Here is a 15,940-nt window from a genome sequence, read left to right as displayed (position 1 = left end):
CGGCCAGGCGTGCCGGTCAGCCGAACGTCACGCACCGCAGCCGGTCCACGGCCGCGCGGTCGACGATGACGACCGACCGTGACGCACCCGCCGGTGACCGATGCTCGGTCACCACCGCGCGCATGAGTTGCCGCCAGCGCCGCACGTGCAGCCGGAAGGACATGTGATTGATCCGCCTGCCGCGGCTGTGCTGGCCTGCGCGGGCCACCGCGGCGGGCACGTCGAGCATGAGCAGGTGCAGTTCGCGATCGGCCGCCCAGCGCGCGATCAGCGCCCGCGCCCAGCCGAACGTGGCGCAGTCGTGGATGACCACCGGCCCGCTGACCTCGCGCAACGCGGTGCGGATCGCCAGGAAGTGCGCGGCGTGCACCAACGGACGCCACAGCAGGTAGGGCAGCCACCACAGCCGGGGCCGCCAGCGGTTGCGCGCCTGCATCGAGTCGAGCACCAGCACCCCGGCGGCACTGCGCGATGGCGCGCTGGCCGCCGCGTCGGCGCCGAAGAATTTGCGCAGCGCGGTGCTCTTGCCCGCACCGGGGACGCCCGCGACGATCAGCGCCGCCGCGACCGGATACCGGATCTCCTCGATCGCGTGACCGCGCAGATCGTGCAGCGTGTCCGGGACCAGAATCGGCAGCCGGGGTTCCGGGGCGGACACGGGTCCGGCTTCGAGCGGGGGGTTCACCTCTCCCAGCGTCCGCAACGAACCCGGGTTCGGCAACCGGGAAAACCCTGGTTTCGCCTGAGAATTCAGCGGAGGGGGCGCGCCTGTCGTTTCCACCCTCCCCAGGGTCCTCAGTTTGCCCGCTTCCGGCAATATCGGACATTTCGGACAATGGCGAATTACTCGCGTTTTCGGCCCGCCGATCGAGCGCGAAGATGCATTCGTTCGCCCTGGGACCCGAAAAGACTCAGGATTTCCACCGGGCCCCGGCCCGCGCTGCCGAACCAATGCGGTTGCCGGGTGTCGAATTCCGCTGCTTCGCCCGGTCCGAGCACCAGGTCGTGCTCGCCGAGTACCAGCCGAAGCCGTCCGGACAACACGTAGAGCCACTCGAAACCCTCGTGCACCTTCGGATCGGGTTCGCCGCGGTCGGGCGGGATGACGATCTTGAACGCCTGTAGCGGCCCCGGCTGCCTGGTGAGCGGAACGATGGTGAATCCGTTCATCTTCCGCGCCGTGGTGTGCACGCGCGGATCGGCGATCTTGGGCGCGGCGACCAGTTCGTCCAGTGGCACCTGGTGGGCCATCGCGATCGGTAGCAGCAATTCCAGACTTGCCTTGCGCTGTCCGGACTCCAGTCGCGAGAGCGTGCTCTTGGAGATGCCGGTGCTTTCCGCGAGTGCGGTGAGCGTGACGTCGCGGCGGGTGCGCAGCGCCTTGAGCCGGGGGCCGATGTCGGCGAGTGCTTGGGCGATGGCCGGTGGGGTGGACATGTCACCAGTGCATCGCGTTTTCCCGTTTTTGGCAACAATCGTTGCTGAAATTCGGTGGATCGCGGCACTGTGTCGGTGGAGGTGATCGCGGATGAGCGAGACATACGACGTGGTGATCGTGGGTGGCGGCGCGGCGGGACTGTCCGGGGCGCTGGTGCTGGCCCGGGCTCGGCGGCGAGTCGTTGTGGTCAGGGGCGGTGCGCCGCGCAACGCGCCCGCCGAGCACATGCACGGATTCCTGTCCCGGGACGGGATGCCGCCGGCGGAGCTGCTGGCGAGCGGTGCCGCCGAGGTCGCGGGCTACGGCGCGGAACTGATCGACGACGTCGTGATCGACGCGGAGCGCGGCGGGGAGGCGCACCACACTTTGCGGCTCGGCGGCGGCGGGACGCTGCGGGCTCGGCGCGTGCTCGTAGCCACCGGCCTGCGCGACGAACTGCCGGAGTTGCCCGGAGTGCGCGAGCGCTGGGGCCGTGACGTGCTGCACTGCCCGTACTGCCACGGCTACGAGGTCCGCGACCAGCCGATCGGCGTGCTCGGCGGGCCGGAACCCGGCGCCCGGGCCCGCGCGCTGCATCTGGCGCTGCTGCTGCCGCAGTGGTCGGACGACGTCGTCTTCTTCCCGAACACGATGCCCCTCGCCGAGGACGACCGTGCTCGCCTGGACGCGCGCCGGGTCCGGGTGCTCGAAGGCGAAGTGGCCCGATTCGTCGTGGACGATCGCTTGCGCGGGGTGGAACTGGCCGACGGGCGAGCGGTGCCGAGGTCGGCGATGTTCGTCGCGCCGACCTTTCGCGCCAATGACGCCGTGCTGATCGCGCTGGGCTGCGCGTTCGGCGACGACGGCTGGGTGGTGACGGACGCGACCGGACGCACCAGCGTGCCGGGAGTCTGGGCCGCGGGGAACGTCGGCAATCCGGCCGCCCAGGTGATCTCCGCCGCGGGGGCGGGCTCGACCGCCGCGATCGCGATCAACGGCGACCTCGTGCTGGCCGACGCCACGGTCGTCGCCCGATGACAGGAATGCTCGGGGTACAAAATGCCGGAAGCTGAGAATTACTTATGGATTCCGAGTCCGGCCTCGGATCGCCGGTAAGCTTCTGACATAGGCGGAGTGTTCGGTGTCCCTCATCCACCGAAGACTCCGCCTTTTCTTTGTCTTCGCTATGGAATACCGCGTGTACGGTTCGGCGCGCCCGGCGCGATTGCCGCGCTGTCGGCGGACGAGTCCTCCGATTTCCGGTACATCCGCGCGAACCGGCGCCCCGCGATCGACCGACCCGAAGTCGGCCGATCGACGCGCTCTAGAATCGCGGGGTGACCAGCGCAGCCCCTGACAACACGCGTAATCGTGCCGATGCCCTCCCCAAGAGCTGGACGCCCAGCGAGGTAGAGGCCGAGATGTACGAGCGCTGGGTAGCCGCCGGCTATTTCACCGCCGACCCGGCCAGCGGCAAGCCCGGGTACTCGATCGTGCTGCCGCCCCCGAACGTCACCGGCACGCTGCACATGGGCCACGCGCTCGACCACACCCTGATGGACACGCTCGCGCGCCGCAAGCGCATGCAGGGCTACGAGGTGCTCTGGCTGCCCGGCATGGACCACGCGGGCATCGCCACCCAGACCGTGGTGGAGAAGCAGCTCGCGGTGGACGGCAAGACGAAGGAAGACTTCGGCCGCGAATTGTTCGTGCAGAAGGTCTGGGACTGGAAGCGCGAGTCTGGCGGCGCGATCCAGTGGCAGATGCGCGCGCTCGGCGACGGTGTGGACTGGAGCCGCGACCGCTTCACCATGGACGAGGGCCTGTCGCGCGCCGTGCAGACCATGTTCAAGCGGCTCTACGACGCGGGCCTGATCTACCGCGCCGAGCGACTGGTGAACTGGTCGCCCGAACTGCGCACCGCGATCTCCGACATCGAGGTCAAGTACGAGGACGTGGAGGGCGAGCTGGTCTCGCTGCGCTACGGCTCGCTCAGCGACGACGAGCCGCACGTGATCGTGGCCACCACCCGGGTGGAGACGATGCTGGGCGACACGGCGGTGGCCGTGCACCCGGAGGACCCGCGCTACCGAGCCCTGATCGGCACCACCCTGGAGCATCCGATCACCGGGCGGCAGATCCCGATCATCGCCGACGACTACGTCGATCCGGAATTCGGCTCGGGCGCGGTGAAGATCACGCCCGCGCACGACCCCAACGACTTCGAGATGGGTCTGCGGCACGGGCTGCCGATGCCGACGATCATGGACGAGCGCGGCCGGATCACCGGCACCGGAACCGAATTCGACGGCATGGACCGGTTCGAGGCGCGCGTCGCGGTGCGCGAGCGGCTCGCGCGCGAAGGGCGGGTCGTCGCCGAGAAACGGCCGTACTTGCACAGCGTCGGGCACTCCGAGCGCACCGGCGAGCCGATCGAGCCGCGCCTGTCCATGCAGTGGTGGGTGAAGGTCGAGTCGCTGGCCAAGGCCGCGGGCGACGCCGTGCGCACCGGTGACACCGTGATCCACCCCAAGAGCCAGGAGCCGCGCTGGTTCGACTGGGTCGACGACATGCACGACTGGTGCATCTCGCGCCAGCTGTGGTGGGGCCACCGCATCCCGATCTGGTACGGCCCCGAGGGCGAAGTGGTGTGCGTCGGGCCGGACGAGCAGGCGCCCGAGGGCTGGGTGCAGGACCCGGACGTGCTCGACACCTGGTTCTCCTCCGGCCTGTGGCCGTTCTCCACGATGGGCTGGCCGCACGCCACCGCCGAACTGGCGAAGTTCTATCCCACCAGCGTTCTCGTCACCGGCTACGACATCCTCTTCTTCTGGGTGGCGCGGATGATGATGTTCGGCACCTACGTCGCCGAGGACGCCGCGCTGACCGCGGGCAAGGGCGGCGAGCGGCAGGTGCCGTTCAAGGACGTGTTCCTGCACGGCCTGATCCGCGACCAGTTCGGCAAGAAGATGTCCAAGTCGCGTGGCAACGGCATCGATCCGCTGGACTGGATCAACGGCTTCGGTGCCGACGCCACGCGGTTCACGCTCGCGCGCGGCGCGCAGCCGGGCGGTGACCTCTCGGTCGGCGAGCCGCACGTGCTCGCCTCCCGCAGCTTCGTGACGAAGCTGTTCAACGCGGCCAAGTTCGCGCTGATGAACGGCGCGCGGGTCGGCGATCTGCCCGACCGCGCCCAGCTCACCGACGCCGACCGCTGGATTTTGGACCGGCTGGACGCGGTGCGCGCCGAAGCGGACGCCGCGTTCGACGCCTACGAGTTCGGCAAGGCGTGCGAGGCGCTCTACCACTTCGCCTGGGACGAGCTGTGCGACTGGTATCTGGAGCTGGCCAAGGTGCAGTTCGCCGCCGACGGCGCGCGCGCCGAGGCGACCCAGCTGGTGCTCGGTGGGGTGCTCGACGCGGTGCTGCGCCTGCTGCACCCGGTCATCCCGTTCGTCACCGAGTCGTTGTGGCAGGCGCTGACCGGCGGCGAGTCGGTGGTGATCGCGGCCTGGCCGCAGCCCTCCGGCGTGCCCGTCGACCAGGAGGCGGCGCGGCGCATCTCGGACACCCAGCGGTTGATCACCGAGATCCGGCGGTTCCGCAGCGACCAGGGTCTGGCGGACAAGCAGAAGGTGGCGGCCAAGCTGATCGGCGTCGCCGAGGCGGGCCTCGGCGCGCAGGCGGCGTCGGTGACGAACCTGGCCCGGCTCACCGAGCCGGGCGCCGACTTCGGCGCGACCGCGTCGGTGGAGGTCCGCCTGAGCACCGGCACGGTCACCGTGGAGCTGGACACCTCCGGCGCGGTCGACCTGGACGCCGAACGCCGCAGGCTGGAGAAGGACCTCGCCGCCGCGCAGAAGGAGCTCCAGAGCACTGCGGCCAAGCTCGGCAACGAGGCGTTCCTGGCCAAGGCCCCCGAGCACGTGGTCGACAAGATCCGCGACCGGCAGCAGATCGCGTCCGACGAGGTGGCGCGCATCGGGGCGCGACTGGCGGAGTTGAGCGGCAAGTGAACCACGAGCCGGAACCGCAATACGGCGACGACGAGCGCCGTGGCGGCGGGCCGCGGCTCGGGTCCGGCCCCTCCCCGGTGGAGCTGGCCGAGATGGCGCTGGTCGAGGCGGAACTCGACCAGCGCTGGCCGGAGACCAAGATCGAGCCGTCGCTCACCAGGATCGCCACGCTGATGGACCTGCTCGGCTCGCCGCAGCAGAACTACCCGGCGATCCACATCGCGGGCACCAACGGCAAGACCTCGGTGACCAGGATGATCGACGCGCTGCTCACCGCGCTGCACCGGCGCACCGGCCGGATCACCAGTCCGCACCTGCAATTGGCCACCGAGCGGATCAGCATCGACAACGCGCCGATCACGCCCGCGCGGTACGTGGAGATCTACCGGGAGCTGCTGCCGTACGTCGAGATGATCGACAAGCAGTCCGCGGCGGCGGACGGACCGGCCATGAGCAAGTTCGAGGTGCTCACCGGCATGGCCTTCGCCGCGTTCGCCGAGGCGCCGGTCGATGTGGCCGTCGTGGAGACGGGCATGGGCGGCACCTGGGACGCCACCAACGTCATCGACGGGCAGGTCGCGGTGATCACGCCCATCGGCCTTGACCACGTCGACTACCTGGGCCCGGACCTGACCTCGATCGCCGGGGAGAAGGCCGGGATCATCAAGCGGGCCCCGGAGAGCCTGGTGCCGCGCGACAACGTCGCGGTGATCGCCCAGCAGGACCCGGAGGCGATGGAGGTGCTGCTGCGCCGCGCCGTCGAGGTCGACGCCGCGGTCGCGCGGGAGGGCTCGGAGTTCCGGGTGCTGGCCCGGCAGATCGCGGTCGGCGGGCAACAGCTCGAGTTGCAGGGGCTCGGCGGGGTGTACGACGACATCTTCCTGCCGCTGCACGGCGAGCATCAAGCGCGCAACGCGGTGCTCGCGCTCGCGGCGGTGGAGGCGTTCTTCGGTGCTGGCGCGCAGCGGCGGCTCGACATCGACGCCGTGCGCGCCGGTTTCGCGAGCGTCACCAGTCCCGGGCGGCTCGAGCGGATGCGCAGCGCGCCGACCATCTTCATCGACGCCGCGCACAATCCGGCGGGCGCGCGAGCGCTGGCCGCGACGCTCGCCGACGAGTTCGACTTCCGCAAGCTGGTCGGGGTGGTCGCGGTGCTCGGTGACAAGGACGTGGACGGCATCCTCGCCGCGCTGGAACCGGTGTTCGACGAGATCGTCGTCACCAGCAACGGTTCGCCCCGCGCGCTGGACGTGGAGACCCTGGCCGACCGCGCGGTGCAGCGCTTCGGCGACGAGCGCGTGGTCACCGCGGTCACGCTGCCCGACGCGCTGGAGACCGCGATCGCGATCGCCGAGGAAGTCGGCGAGCCGGGCGAGATGGTGTCCGGTGCGGGCGTGGTGGTGACGGGGTCGGTGGTCACGGCGGGCGCGGCTCGCGCGCTGTTCGGAAAGGACCCGGCATGAGCGCCGGGCCGGGCGGCGGCAGTGTGCGCGACCGCATGAGCGCCAGGCCCGAGAGCGGCCTGCGTGACCGTATAGGGCCCGCGGATGCCGAGGAGGGCACAGCATGAGCGAATCGGCCGACAAGGACGAGCAGCCCGTACCACCGCCCGCTACCGACCCGTGGAAGGGTTTTCGCGGGGTGATGGCGGGGACCTTGGTGCTCGAGGCCATCGTGGTGCTGCTGGCGTTGCCGGTGGTCGCCGACGTCGGCGGCGGGGTGACCTGGTTGTCCGGCACCTACCTGGTGGTGCTGGCGGTGGTGATGTTCCTCGGGGCCGGGGTGCAGCGCCGGTCCTGGGCGCTGCCGTTCAACCTCGCGCTGCAGGTGTTCGTCCTGCTCGGCGCGTTCATCCACCTGTCCATCGGCGTCGTCGGGGTGGTGTTCGGCGTGGTGTGGGGCTTCATCCTGGTGCTGCGCGCCGATGTGCGGGGCCGGATGGAGAAGGGCCTGCTGCCCAGTCAGCGCATCCAGCGGCAGTAGTCACCGCGCGGTGGGGCGCGTGCGTCGACCGGCGATGACGGTGCTGGTCGAGAGCGTGCTCCCACCGGCTTCGCGCTGCCTGCCGCACCGGCAGATCGATCAGTCCGACCGCTGATGCGGTGCTGGGAAGGTGCCGGATAGGCTTGCGCCGTGACTGAGCAGACGTTGGTACTCATCAAGCCGGACGGTGTGGCCCGTGGCCTTGTCGGCGAGGTGCTGGCACGCATCGAGCGCAAGGGCCTGAAGATCGTCGCCCTCGAGCTGAAGCACGTGTCCGGGGAACTGGCCGAGGGCCACTACGCCGAGCACGCCGAGAAGCCGTTCTTCGGCTCCCTGATCGAGTTCATCACCTCGGGTCCCGTCGTCGCGGCCATCCTGGAGGGCCCGCGCGCCATCGCCGCGTTCCGCCAGATCGCCGGCGGCACCGACCCGGTCGAGAAAGCGGTGCCCGGCAGCATTCGCGGAGACTTCGCTCTCGAGACGCAGGAGAACCTGGTCCACGGGTCCGATTCACCGGAATCGGCCAAGCGAGAGATCGCGCTCTGGTTCCCGGAACTGCCCGCCTGACCGGGTCTCGACCACCGTGCCCGCGCTGCCGCGACACCCCTGTTCGCGCCGCGGGCCGGACCGAGTCGAGCGCCGATGGCGAACGCCCGGCGCGCGGTGTGGGATACTGGCATCGGCTGCTTTCGACGCCGACTGTTCGTGCAGGTGCGCGAACGAGACGTGACGAGCGCAGCCGGATGACGCCACGGTTCGATGCCGATCATCGCTGCCATGGACAAACGGCCTGGTTACGGGGCCCGCTGTTCGCGTAGGCATGCTGGATGAGCGCTCGATCCGCGGAGTTCAGCCATACAGCCAGGCGCCGCGTGACCAGTTAGCCCGAACGACGAACAACCGAGAGATAACCGGGCACGCGGGGCGAGACCACTTGACCTCGCGCCCACCGGTGCGAGTCGAACGGACAGCGCCCCCGCGTCGGCCGCGTCACTCCCGCCGGGAGGGACGCGCCCGGGGGCCCGAGGAGACTTCGTGGCCGATCAAGAGCCGCTGGAAACAACATCACAGGATGCCGAACAATTGCCGGAGCGAATCCGAGTTCATGCACTCGCCAAGCTGCTGGGGGTAACGAGCAAGCGCATCCTGGCCAAGCTGACCGAGCTGGGGGCCGACGCGCGCAGCGCGCAGTCGAACGTCGACCGGGCCGTCGCGGAGTCGGTGCGCGACGCTCTGGTGACCGCCGAGGCGGACGCCGAGCAGCCCGTCGCGGGGCGACCGGAGGCCCCCGCACCGGCGCGGACCCCTGAGCCCGCGGACGAGACCGCCGCGCAGGCGCCCGCCGCTGCCGAACCGGTCCGCGAAGAGCGGGCCGAGCCCCCCTTCACCGGTGTGGGGGTGATCTTCTCCGCGCCGGATGTGGTGAGTGCCACACAGCCGCCGACCGGCGCCGCGTCGGGTCCGCCCACCCAGCTCTTCACGCACTCGGTGCGCCCGGAGCCGGAGCCGGTCGCTCCGGTGGTGTTCGAGTCCGCCGCCGTCGTGCAGGCCCCGCTGTTCCTGCCGCCCGACGCCGCGGCCGCCGAGGCGGCGCGTCGGCAGCGGCGCGCCGAGCGCGAAGCCCGGCGCCCCGAAGAGGCCGCGCCCGAGCCCGAACCCGTCGAGGAGGAGACCGAGGCGGGCGAGGAGGAGGCCGAGTCGGCCGACCAGCAGCTCGACGCCGAAGACCAGCCGCGCCGCAGGCGCCGCGGCCGTCGTGGTCGCGGCCGGGGCCGGGGCGAGCAGCAGTCCGACGGTGACGGCGAGGGCGAGGAAGGCGAGTCCGAGGCCGAGACCGAGGACGAGCAGGCTCCCGACACCACCGAGGCCGCCGAGGCGGCGGAATCCGGCGAGAGCGCCGAAGGCGAGGACGAGGAGGGCCTGCCGGATGGCTCGACCCGCCGCCGCCGTCGCCGTCGCCGCCGCAAGGTGGCCGGCGAGTCCGGCGAGAACGAGCCCGCCGACGACGATCCGCCCAACACGGTCGTGCACGAGCGCGAACCGCGCAACAAGAGCCGCAGCCGTGCCGCGGTCGACGAGGTCCAGGGCATCACCGGCTCCACCCGGTTGGAGGCCAAGCGGCAGCGCCGTCGCGACGGACGCGAGGCGGGCCGCCGCCGTCCGCCGATCCTGACCGAGTCGGAATTCCTGGCCCGGCGCGAAGCGGTGGACCGCGTGATGGTCGTGCGCGAGAAGTCCTTCCCGGACCACCCCACCGCGACCCAGGTGGCCGTGCTCGAGGACAACGTCCTGGTCGAGCACTTCGTCACGAGCACCGGCTCGGCGTCCATGGTCGGCAACGTCTATCTGGGCAGGGTGCAGAACGTGCTGCCCAGCATGGAGGCGGCCTTCGTGGACATCGGCCGCGGCCGCAACGGCGTGCTGTACGCCGGTGAGGTCAACTGGGAGGCCGCCGGGCTCGGCGGCAAGGAGCGCAAGATCGAGCAGGCGCTCAAGCCGGGCGACCAGGTGCTGGTCCAGGTGAGCAAGGACCCGGTCGGCCACAAGGGCGCCCGCCTGACCACTCAGATCAGCCTGGCCGGACGGTTCCTGGTGTACGTGCCGGGCGGCACCTCCACCGGGATCAGCCGCAAGCTGCCGGACACCGAGCGCAAGCGTCTGAAGGAGATCCTGCGCGACATCGTGCCCGCCGACGCCGGTGTGATCATCCGCACCGCCTCCGAAGGCGTCAGCGAAACCGAGCTGGCCCGCGACGTGGAGCGGCTGCAGGCGACCTGGCGCACGATCCAGGAGCAGACGGGTAAGGACAACAACGCGCCCAAGACGCTCTACGAGGAGCCCGACCTCCTGGTCAAGGTCATCCGCGACCTGTTCAACGAGGACTTCTCCAGGCTGGTCATCGAGGGTGACCGGGCCTGGAGCACGGTCGAGAAGTACATCGGCACCGTCGCACCGGACCTGCTCGCCCGGGTCTCCCGGCACGAGAACAACGGCGTCGACGTGTTCGAGACCTACCGGATCGATGAGCAGCTGGCCAAGGCGCTGGATCGCAAGGTCTGGCTGCCCTCCGGCGGCACCCTGGTGATCGACCGCACCGAGGCCATGACGGTGATCGACGTGAACACCGGCAAGTTCACCGGTTCCGGCGGCAGCAACCTGGAGGAGACGGTCACCAGGAACAACCTGGAGGCGGCCGAGGAGATCGTGCGCCAGATGCGGCTGCGCGACATCGGCGGCATGATCGTGGTCGACTTCATCGACATGGTGCTGGAGTCCAACCGCGACCTGGTGCTGCGCCGCCTGACCGAGGCGCTGGGCCGGGACCGCACCCGCCACCAGGTCTCCGAGGTCACCTCGCTGGGCTTGGTCCAGATGACCCGCAAGAAGCTGGGCACCGGGCTGGTCGAGGCGTTCTCCACCACCTGCGAGCACTGCCACGGTCGCGGCATCCTCGTGCACGCCTACCCGGTGGAGCCCGGGTCCGGCGAAGAGGCCGCCGGGCGCGCCAGGGAGAGCGGCTCGCGCAGGCGCCGTGGCCGGGACAAGGGCGCGGCAGCGCAGGCCCAGCCCGCGAACGGGTCCGGTCCGGCGGTCGAACACGGCGAGGAGGACGCGGTCGTCAAACGGGCGCACCCGGTGGCGCTGGCGATGGCCGCGCACCAGTCCGATGAGCCCGAGCCGGAGCGGAAACCGGCCAAGGCCGCGAAGCGGTCACGGCGCGTCGAGACGCCCGCGGAGGAGACGGTGGAGGCTGCGAGCGCCGAAGCCGGGGAACGGGTGGTCACCGAGACGGTGGAGGCCGCGGTGGCGGTGCCGGCGCAGGAGCCGGAGACCGAGCCCGCCGAAGTCGTCGAGGTCGTCGAGCAGGTCGAGACGATCGAACCGGTGCGGGCGGACGAGGCTGCCGCCGCCGCGGAAGCCGAGCCCGAGCCCGAGCCCGAGCCCGAGCCGGCCCCGGTCACCGAGGCGGCGCCGGCCGCGTCGCAGGGTGCGCAGGCGTCCACCAACGGTGTCGCCGAACCCGAAGCGGCCCGCCCGGCTCGTCGCCGGCGGGTTGCCCGTTCGGCTGCCGCGCCCGCCGCGGACAGTTCGGGAGCGGTGTTCGTGCTGCCCACCGGCGAGCAGACCCCCGCGCCCGCGGTCGATTACTCCCAGCCGGAACCGGTGGAGTTGCCGCAGCGCAGCAGGCCGCGCAGGCGGGCGGTCGGCCGCCCGGCGGGTGCGCCGGACGCGGCGGACTGAGTCGTCGCTCAGCTCGCGTGGCCCCCGCCGGTCTCTCCGGCGGGGGCCACGCGCGTCCCGCCGGCGAATCGGTGGCATGCCCGCGGGGCGCGCTCGGACGCCGGTTTGGTCGTCGCGGTGGCCGTCCTGTAATCTTGGACAGTCGCTGCCCGGTGACAACATATTTTGTCTTCGTGGCCCGGTTCTCGACAGTTCGATACCGAGAGTCACCAGGCGCCGAGGCGGTGGCGATTACCAGACCAGTCGTGTGGCGGCTTCCGGTGGCATCACATCGGAGGAGTCGCCGCGTGAGCAAGTGCAGAGCACTATAGAGGAAGAAGGGCAGCCGACCGATGGCAACGTACGCGATCGTCAAGACCGGCGGAAAGCAGTACAAGGTCGCGGTCGGTGACCTGGTGAAGGTCGAGAAGATCGAGGGTGCGCCGGGCACCGCCGTGGCGCTGGCCCCGGTCCTCGTCGTCGATGGCGCCGAGCTGACCACCGACGCCGCGAAGCTGGCCGAGGTCTCCGTGGCCGCCGAGGTGGTCGAGCAGACCAAGGGCCCGAAGATCCGCATCCACAAGTTCAAGAACAAGACCGGCTACCACAAGCGCCAGGGACACCGTCAGCCGCTGACGGTCCTGAAGGTCACCGGCATCAAGTAAGACATCCCGAGGAGAACCAGCTATGGCACACAAGAAGGGCGCGTCCAGCTCCCGGAACGGACGTGATTCCAACGCCCAGCGACTCGGCGTCAAGCGCTTCGGCGGCCAGACGGTCAAGGCGGGCGAGATCCTGGTGCGTCAGCGCGGCACCCACTTCCACCCCGGCGTGAACGTCGGCCGTGGCGGTGACGACACCCTGTTCGCCCTGTCGGCGGGCGCGGTCGAGTTCGGTACCAAGCGTGGACGCAAGACCGTCAACATCGTGATCCCGGAGCCGGTTCAGGCCTGACCGCCGAACCACTTCCGGAAATACAGCGAGCGGGTCAGGGTCTCGAAACCCTGGCCCGTTTTTCGTGTTCCCGAACGACCAGCTCGCGTACGACCAGTCCCGAAGGAGGATGATTCGGCGTATGTCCAAGTTCATCGACCGTGTCGTACTGCATGTGCGTGCGGGTAACGGCGGCCACGGCTGCGCCTCGGTGCACCGCGAGAAGTTCAAGCCGCTCGGCGGGCCGGACGGCGGCAACGGCGGCAACGGCGGGGACGTGATCCTCGAGGTCGACGCCAATGTGCACACCCTGTTGGACTTCCACTTCCATCCGCACGCGAAGGCAGGCAACGGCAAGCCGGGCGAGGGCGGCAACCGCGACGGCAAGCAGGGCGCCGACCTGGTGCTGAAGGTTCCCGACGGCACCGTGGTGCTCGACGACGACGGCAAGGTGCTCGTCGACCTGGTCGGCGCGGGCAACCGGTTCATCGTCGCCCGCGGCGGTCGCGGCGGGCTCGGCAACGCCGCGCTGGCTTCGAAGGCACGCAAAGCGCCGGGTTTCGCGCTGCTCGGTGAGGCCGGCGACGAACTCGACCTGGTGCTGGAGCTGAAGTCGGTCGCCGACGTCGGGCTGGTCGGCTTTCCCTCGGCGGGCAAGTCCTCGCTGGTCTCGGTGCTGTCGGCGGCCAAGCCGAAGATCGCCGACTACCCGTTCACCACGCTGGTGCCCAACCTCGGCGTCGTCGCCAGCGGTGACACCACCTTCACCGTCGCCGACGTGCCCGGGTTGATCCCGGGTGCCAGCGAGGGACGCGGCCTGGGACTGGACTTCCTACGGCACCTGGAGCGCTGTGCGGTGCTCGCCCACGTGGTGGACTGCGCGACGCTGGAGCCGGGCCGCGACCCGGTGTCGGACGTCGACGCGCTAGAGGCCGAACTCGCGGCCTACAAGCCCGCGCTGAGCGCGGACGCCGGACTCGGCCACCTGGCCGACCGCCCGCGCGTGGTGATCTTGAACAAAATCGATGTGCCGGACGCCGCCGAACTGGCCGAAATGGTGACTCCGGAATTCACCGAGCGGGGCTGGCCGGTGTTCGAGATCTCCGCGGTGAGCCGGGCGGGCCTGCGATCCTTGACCTTCGCCCTGGCCGACCTGGTGCGCAAGTACCGCGAGGAACATCCGCAGGCGGCGCCCAAGCGCCCGGTCATTCGTCCGATCGCGGTGGACGAGGCAGGCTTCAGCGTGATCGCCGATCCGGAGGAGCCGGGCGGTTTCATCGTGCGCGGCACCCGGCCCGAGCGCTGGGTGCGCCAGACCCAATTCGACAACGACGAGGCCGTCGGCTACCTGGCCGACCGTCTGGCCCGCTTGGGCGTCGAGGACGAGCTGGTGAAGCTGGGCGCGGAGCCGGGGGCGCCGGTGACCATCGGCGCCGTCACCTTCGAGTGGGAGCCGCAGATCTCGGCGGGTATCGACATGGTGCCCACCGGGCGCGGCACCGACATCCGGCTGGAACAGACCGATCGGGTCAGTGCCGCCGAGCGCAAGCACGCCTCACGGGTGCGGCGCGGTTTGGTGCGGGAAGACGAGGAGTAGGACGTGGACGACGGTCGAGTCGTCGTGCGCTCGCGGCGGGTGCCGCGTTCGGCGGACTCGATCGTGCGAGGTCCGGGTGGAGCCGGGGCAGCAGTCGCGGCTACCGTGGATTCGATTGTGGTGCAGGGAGTTCGGTGGCGATGCAGTTGAATTCGATTCCCGCCGAGGCGGATTCGTCGGGCTTGAGTGAGGCCCGGCTGGCGATCGCGGCGGCGCGCCGGGTGGTGGTCAAGATCGGTTCCTCGGCGCTGACCAGCTTGAAAGGCGGGCTGGACACCGCGCGGCTGGATCGGCTCGCCGACGCGGTGGAGACGCGGATGCGCGCCGGGTCGGATGTGGTGGTGGTGTCCTCCGGTGCGATCGGCGCTGGCATCGCGCCGCTCGGCCTGACCAGTCGTCCGCGTGATCTGGCGACCAAGCAGGCGGCCGCGAGCGTCGGGCAGCTGGCCCTCGCGCATGCCTGGGGCACGTCGTTCGCGCGCTACGGCCGCACCGTCGGCCAGGTGCTCCTGAGCGCCGACGATTTCGCGCGCCGCGAACACCACCGCAACGCGCAGCGCACCCTCGATCGCCTGCGCTCGCTCGGCGCGGTGGCCGTGGTGAACGAGAACGACACCGTCGCGACGGAAGAGATCCGCTTCGGCGACAACGACCGGCTCGCCGCGCTGGTCGCCCATCTGGTCGGCGCCGACGCGCTCGTGCTGCTGTCGGATGTGGACGGCCTCTACGATGGGGACCCACGCAAGGGCGCGGCCACGCTGATTCCCGAGGTGCGCAGCAGTGCCGACCTGGACGGCGTCATCGCGGGCAGCGGCGGTGCGCTCGGCACCGGCGGCATGGCGTCGAAGTTGTCGGCGGCGCGCTTGGCCGCGGACGCGGGCGTGCCGGTGCTGCTGGCCGCCGCCGCCTCGGCCGCCACCGCACTGACCACCGGCACCGTCGGCACCGCGTTCGCCGCCCGCCCGGTGCGCTTGTCCGCCCGCAAGTTCTGGGTCCGCCACGCCGCCGACAGCCGCGGCGCGCTGCTCATCGACGACGGCGCCGTCCAAGCGGTGGCGCACCGGCGCCGATCGCTGCTCGCGGCCGGGATCGTGGGCGTCCGGGGCCGCTTCTACGGCGGCGATGTGGTGGACCTGGTGGCCCCCGACAACCGGATCGTCGCCCGGGGCGTGGTCGAATACGACAGCACCGAACTGGCGGGCATGCTCGGCCGCTCCACCGCCGAACTGCCCGACACGATGCAACGCCCCGTCATCCACGCCGACGACCTGGTCAAGGTCTGATCGCACGGTGCGCGCCGGGGTGCGTGGGATCGCAGGAGGGTATCGCCGATGTCCGTGAACGTTCACCTCTCGCTCTACGTCGAAAGGCTCTCCTCCCCAGCGGAAGCCGACCTCGTCGAGGTGGCGGTGGAGAAGGTGTTGCAGGATCACGGGATCGACTCGTGGATGCTGGTGAGCGTCTTCCACAACCCGCCATGGGTGAAGGCGTCCAGTGAGAACGGCCCGATCATCGTCCGCGGGTTCAGCGAGTGGAGCAAGATCTTCGAACGCGACGTCACGGACGCCATCCGTGGTGTTGCGCCCGAGGCGGACATCGATCTGGAATGGGGATATCCGGACCAGGACTGAACCTGCCGGTTCCCGCAGATCGACGGCCTGCGAGGGCACGTGTCGCAGGGTCGGGCTGCTGCTGTTCCGCCGTGACAGTCCGGGAACGCCGGCCGCCGGGGTGTGGTGAGGTTCGCCGGGCGGGGCGGGTGTTGTCGGCAGG

The 15,940-nt window shown here is 70.6% G+C and carries 13 protein-coding genes; 11 read left to right on the top strand and 2 right to left on the bottom strand.

What is annotated here, in order from left to right:
• Nucleotides 1-16 precede the first annotated feature (16 nt).
• On the bottom strand, nt 17-685 hold the full coding sequence (locus HOV91_RS30980; RefSeq protein WP_312884827.1) for a hypothetical protein: 669 nt from the start codon (nt 683-685) through the stop codon (nt 17-19).
• 158 nt (nt 686-843) lie between these two features.
• A complete protein-coding gene (locus tag HOV91_RS30975) occupies nt 844-1,437 on the bottom strand; it encodes a helix-turn-helix domain-containing protein (protein WP_174188855.1) in 594 nt (197 codons plus the stop codon).
• 91 nt (nt 1,438-1,528) lie between these two features.
• Between HOV91_RS30975 and HOV91_RS30970 the strand changes: the two genes are divergently transcribed.
• From HOV91_RS30970 to HOV91_RS30920, 11 genes are all read left to right on the top strand, one after another.
• Nucleotides 1,529-2,455, top strand: coding sequence for an NAD(P)/FAD-dependent oxidoreductase (locus HOV91_RS30970; protein WP_174188854.1), 927 nt, complete (start codon nt 1,529-1,531; stop codon nt 2,453-2,455).
• Between the two features lie 299 nt (nt 2,456-2,754).
• Nucleotides 2,755-5,433: a valine--tRNA ligase gene (locus tag HOV91_RS30965; RefSeq protein ID WP_174188853.1), complete on the top strand. Its 2,679-nt coding sequence runs from the start codon at nt 2,755-2,757 to the stop codon at nt 5,431-5,433.
• A 77-nt stretch (nt 5,434-5,510) separates the two neighbouring features.
• Nucleotides 5,511-6,896 carry a bifunctional tetrahydrofolate synthase/dihydrofolate synthase gene (gene folC / locus HOV91_RS30960; RefSeq protein WP_438822706.1) on the top strand — a complete coding sequence of 462 codons (1,386 nt, stop codon included), beginning with the start codon at nt 5,511-5,513 and terminating at the stop codon, nt 6,894-6,896.
• A gap of 103 nt (nt 6,897-6,999) precedes the next feature.
• The gene (locus tag HOV91_RS30955; protein WP_174188852.1) at nt 7,000-7,416 is read left to right on the top strand and encodes a DUF4233 domain-containing protein; all 417 of its coding nucleotides are present in this window, start codon (nt 7,000-7,002) and stop codon (nt 7,414-7,416) included.
• Nucleotides 7,417-7,566: 150 nt separating this feature from the next.
• Nucleotides 7,567-7,983 (top strand): nucleoside-diphosphate kinase, encoded by a 417-nt coding sequence (gene ndk / locus HOV91_RS30950; RefSeq protein ID WP_174188851.1) that lies wholly within the window; start codon nt 7,567-7,569, stop codon nt 7,981-7,983.
• Nucleotides 7,984-8,451: 468 nt separating this feature from the next.
• The gene (locus tag HOV91_RS30945) at nt 8,452-11,658 is read left to right on the top strand and encodes a translation initiation factor IF-2 N-terminal domain-containing protein (protein WP_174188850.1); all 3,207 of its coding nucleotides are present in this window, start codon (nt 8,452-8,454) and stop codon (nt 11,656-11,658) included.
• 332 nt (nt 11,659-11,990) lie between these two features.
• Complete coding sequence (gene rplU / locus HOV91_RS30940; protein ID WP_159928073.1) at nt 11,991-12,302, top strand: 50S ribosomal protein L21; 312 nt, start codon at nt 11,991-11,993, stop codon at nt 12,300-12,302.
• Between the two features lie 22 nt (nt 12,303-12,324).
• Nucleotides 12,325-12,591, top strand: a complete 267-nt coding sequence (gene rpmA, locus HOV91_RS30935) for a 50S ribosomal protein L27 (RefSeq protein WP_043721591.1) — start codon at nt 12,325-12,327, stop codon at nt 12,589-12,591.
• Between the two features lie 121 nt (nt 12,592-12,712).
• Entirely contained in the window at nt 12,713-14,167 is a 1,455-nt protein-coding gene (obgE, locus tag HOV91_RS30930) for a GTPase ObgE (protein WP_174188849.1), read from the top strand.
• Nucleotides 14,168-14,307: 140 nt separating this feature from the next.
• The gene (gene proB / locus HOV91_RS30925; protein ID WP_246351197.1) at nt 14,308-15,450 is read left to right on the top strand and encodes a glutamate 5-kinase; all 1,143 of its coding nucleotides are present in this window, start codon (nt 14,308-14,310) and stop codon (nt 15,448-15,450) included.
• Nucleotides 15,451-15,498: 48 nt separating this feature from the next.
• Nucleotides 15,499-15,798, top strand: a complete 300-nt coding sequence (locus HOV91_RS30920; RefSeq protein WP_174188848.1) for a hypothetical protein — start codon at nt 15,499-15,501, stop codon at nt 15,796-15,798.
• Nucleotides 15,799-15,940 lie beyond the last annotated feature (142 nt).

The organism is Nocardia barduliensis, assembly GCF_013315795.1.
Classification (GTDB): Bacteria; Actinomycetota; Actinomycetes; order Mycobacteriales; family Mycobacteriaceae; genus Nocardia; species Nocardia barduliensis.
Note: the sequence above shows the minus strand (reverse complement) of the source record. Positions and strands in the feature narration are given on the sequence as shown.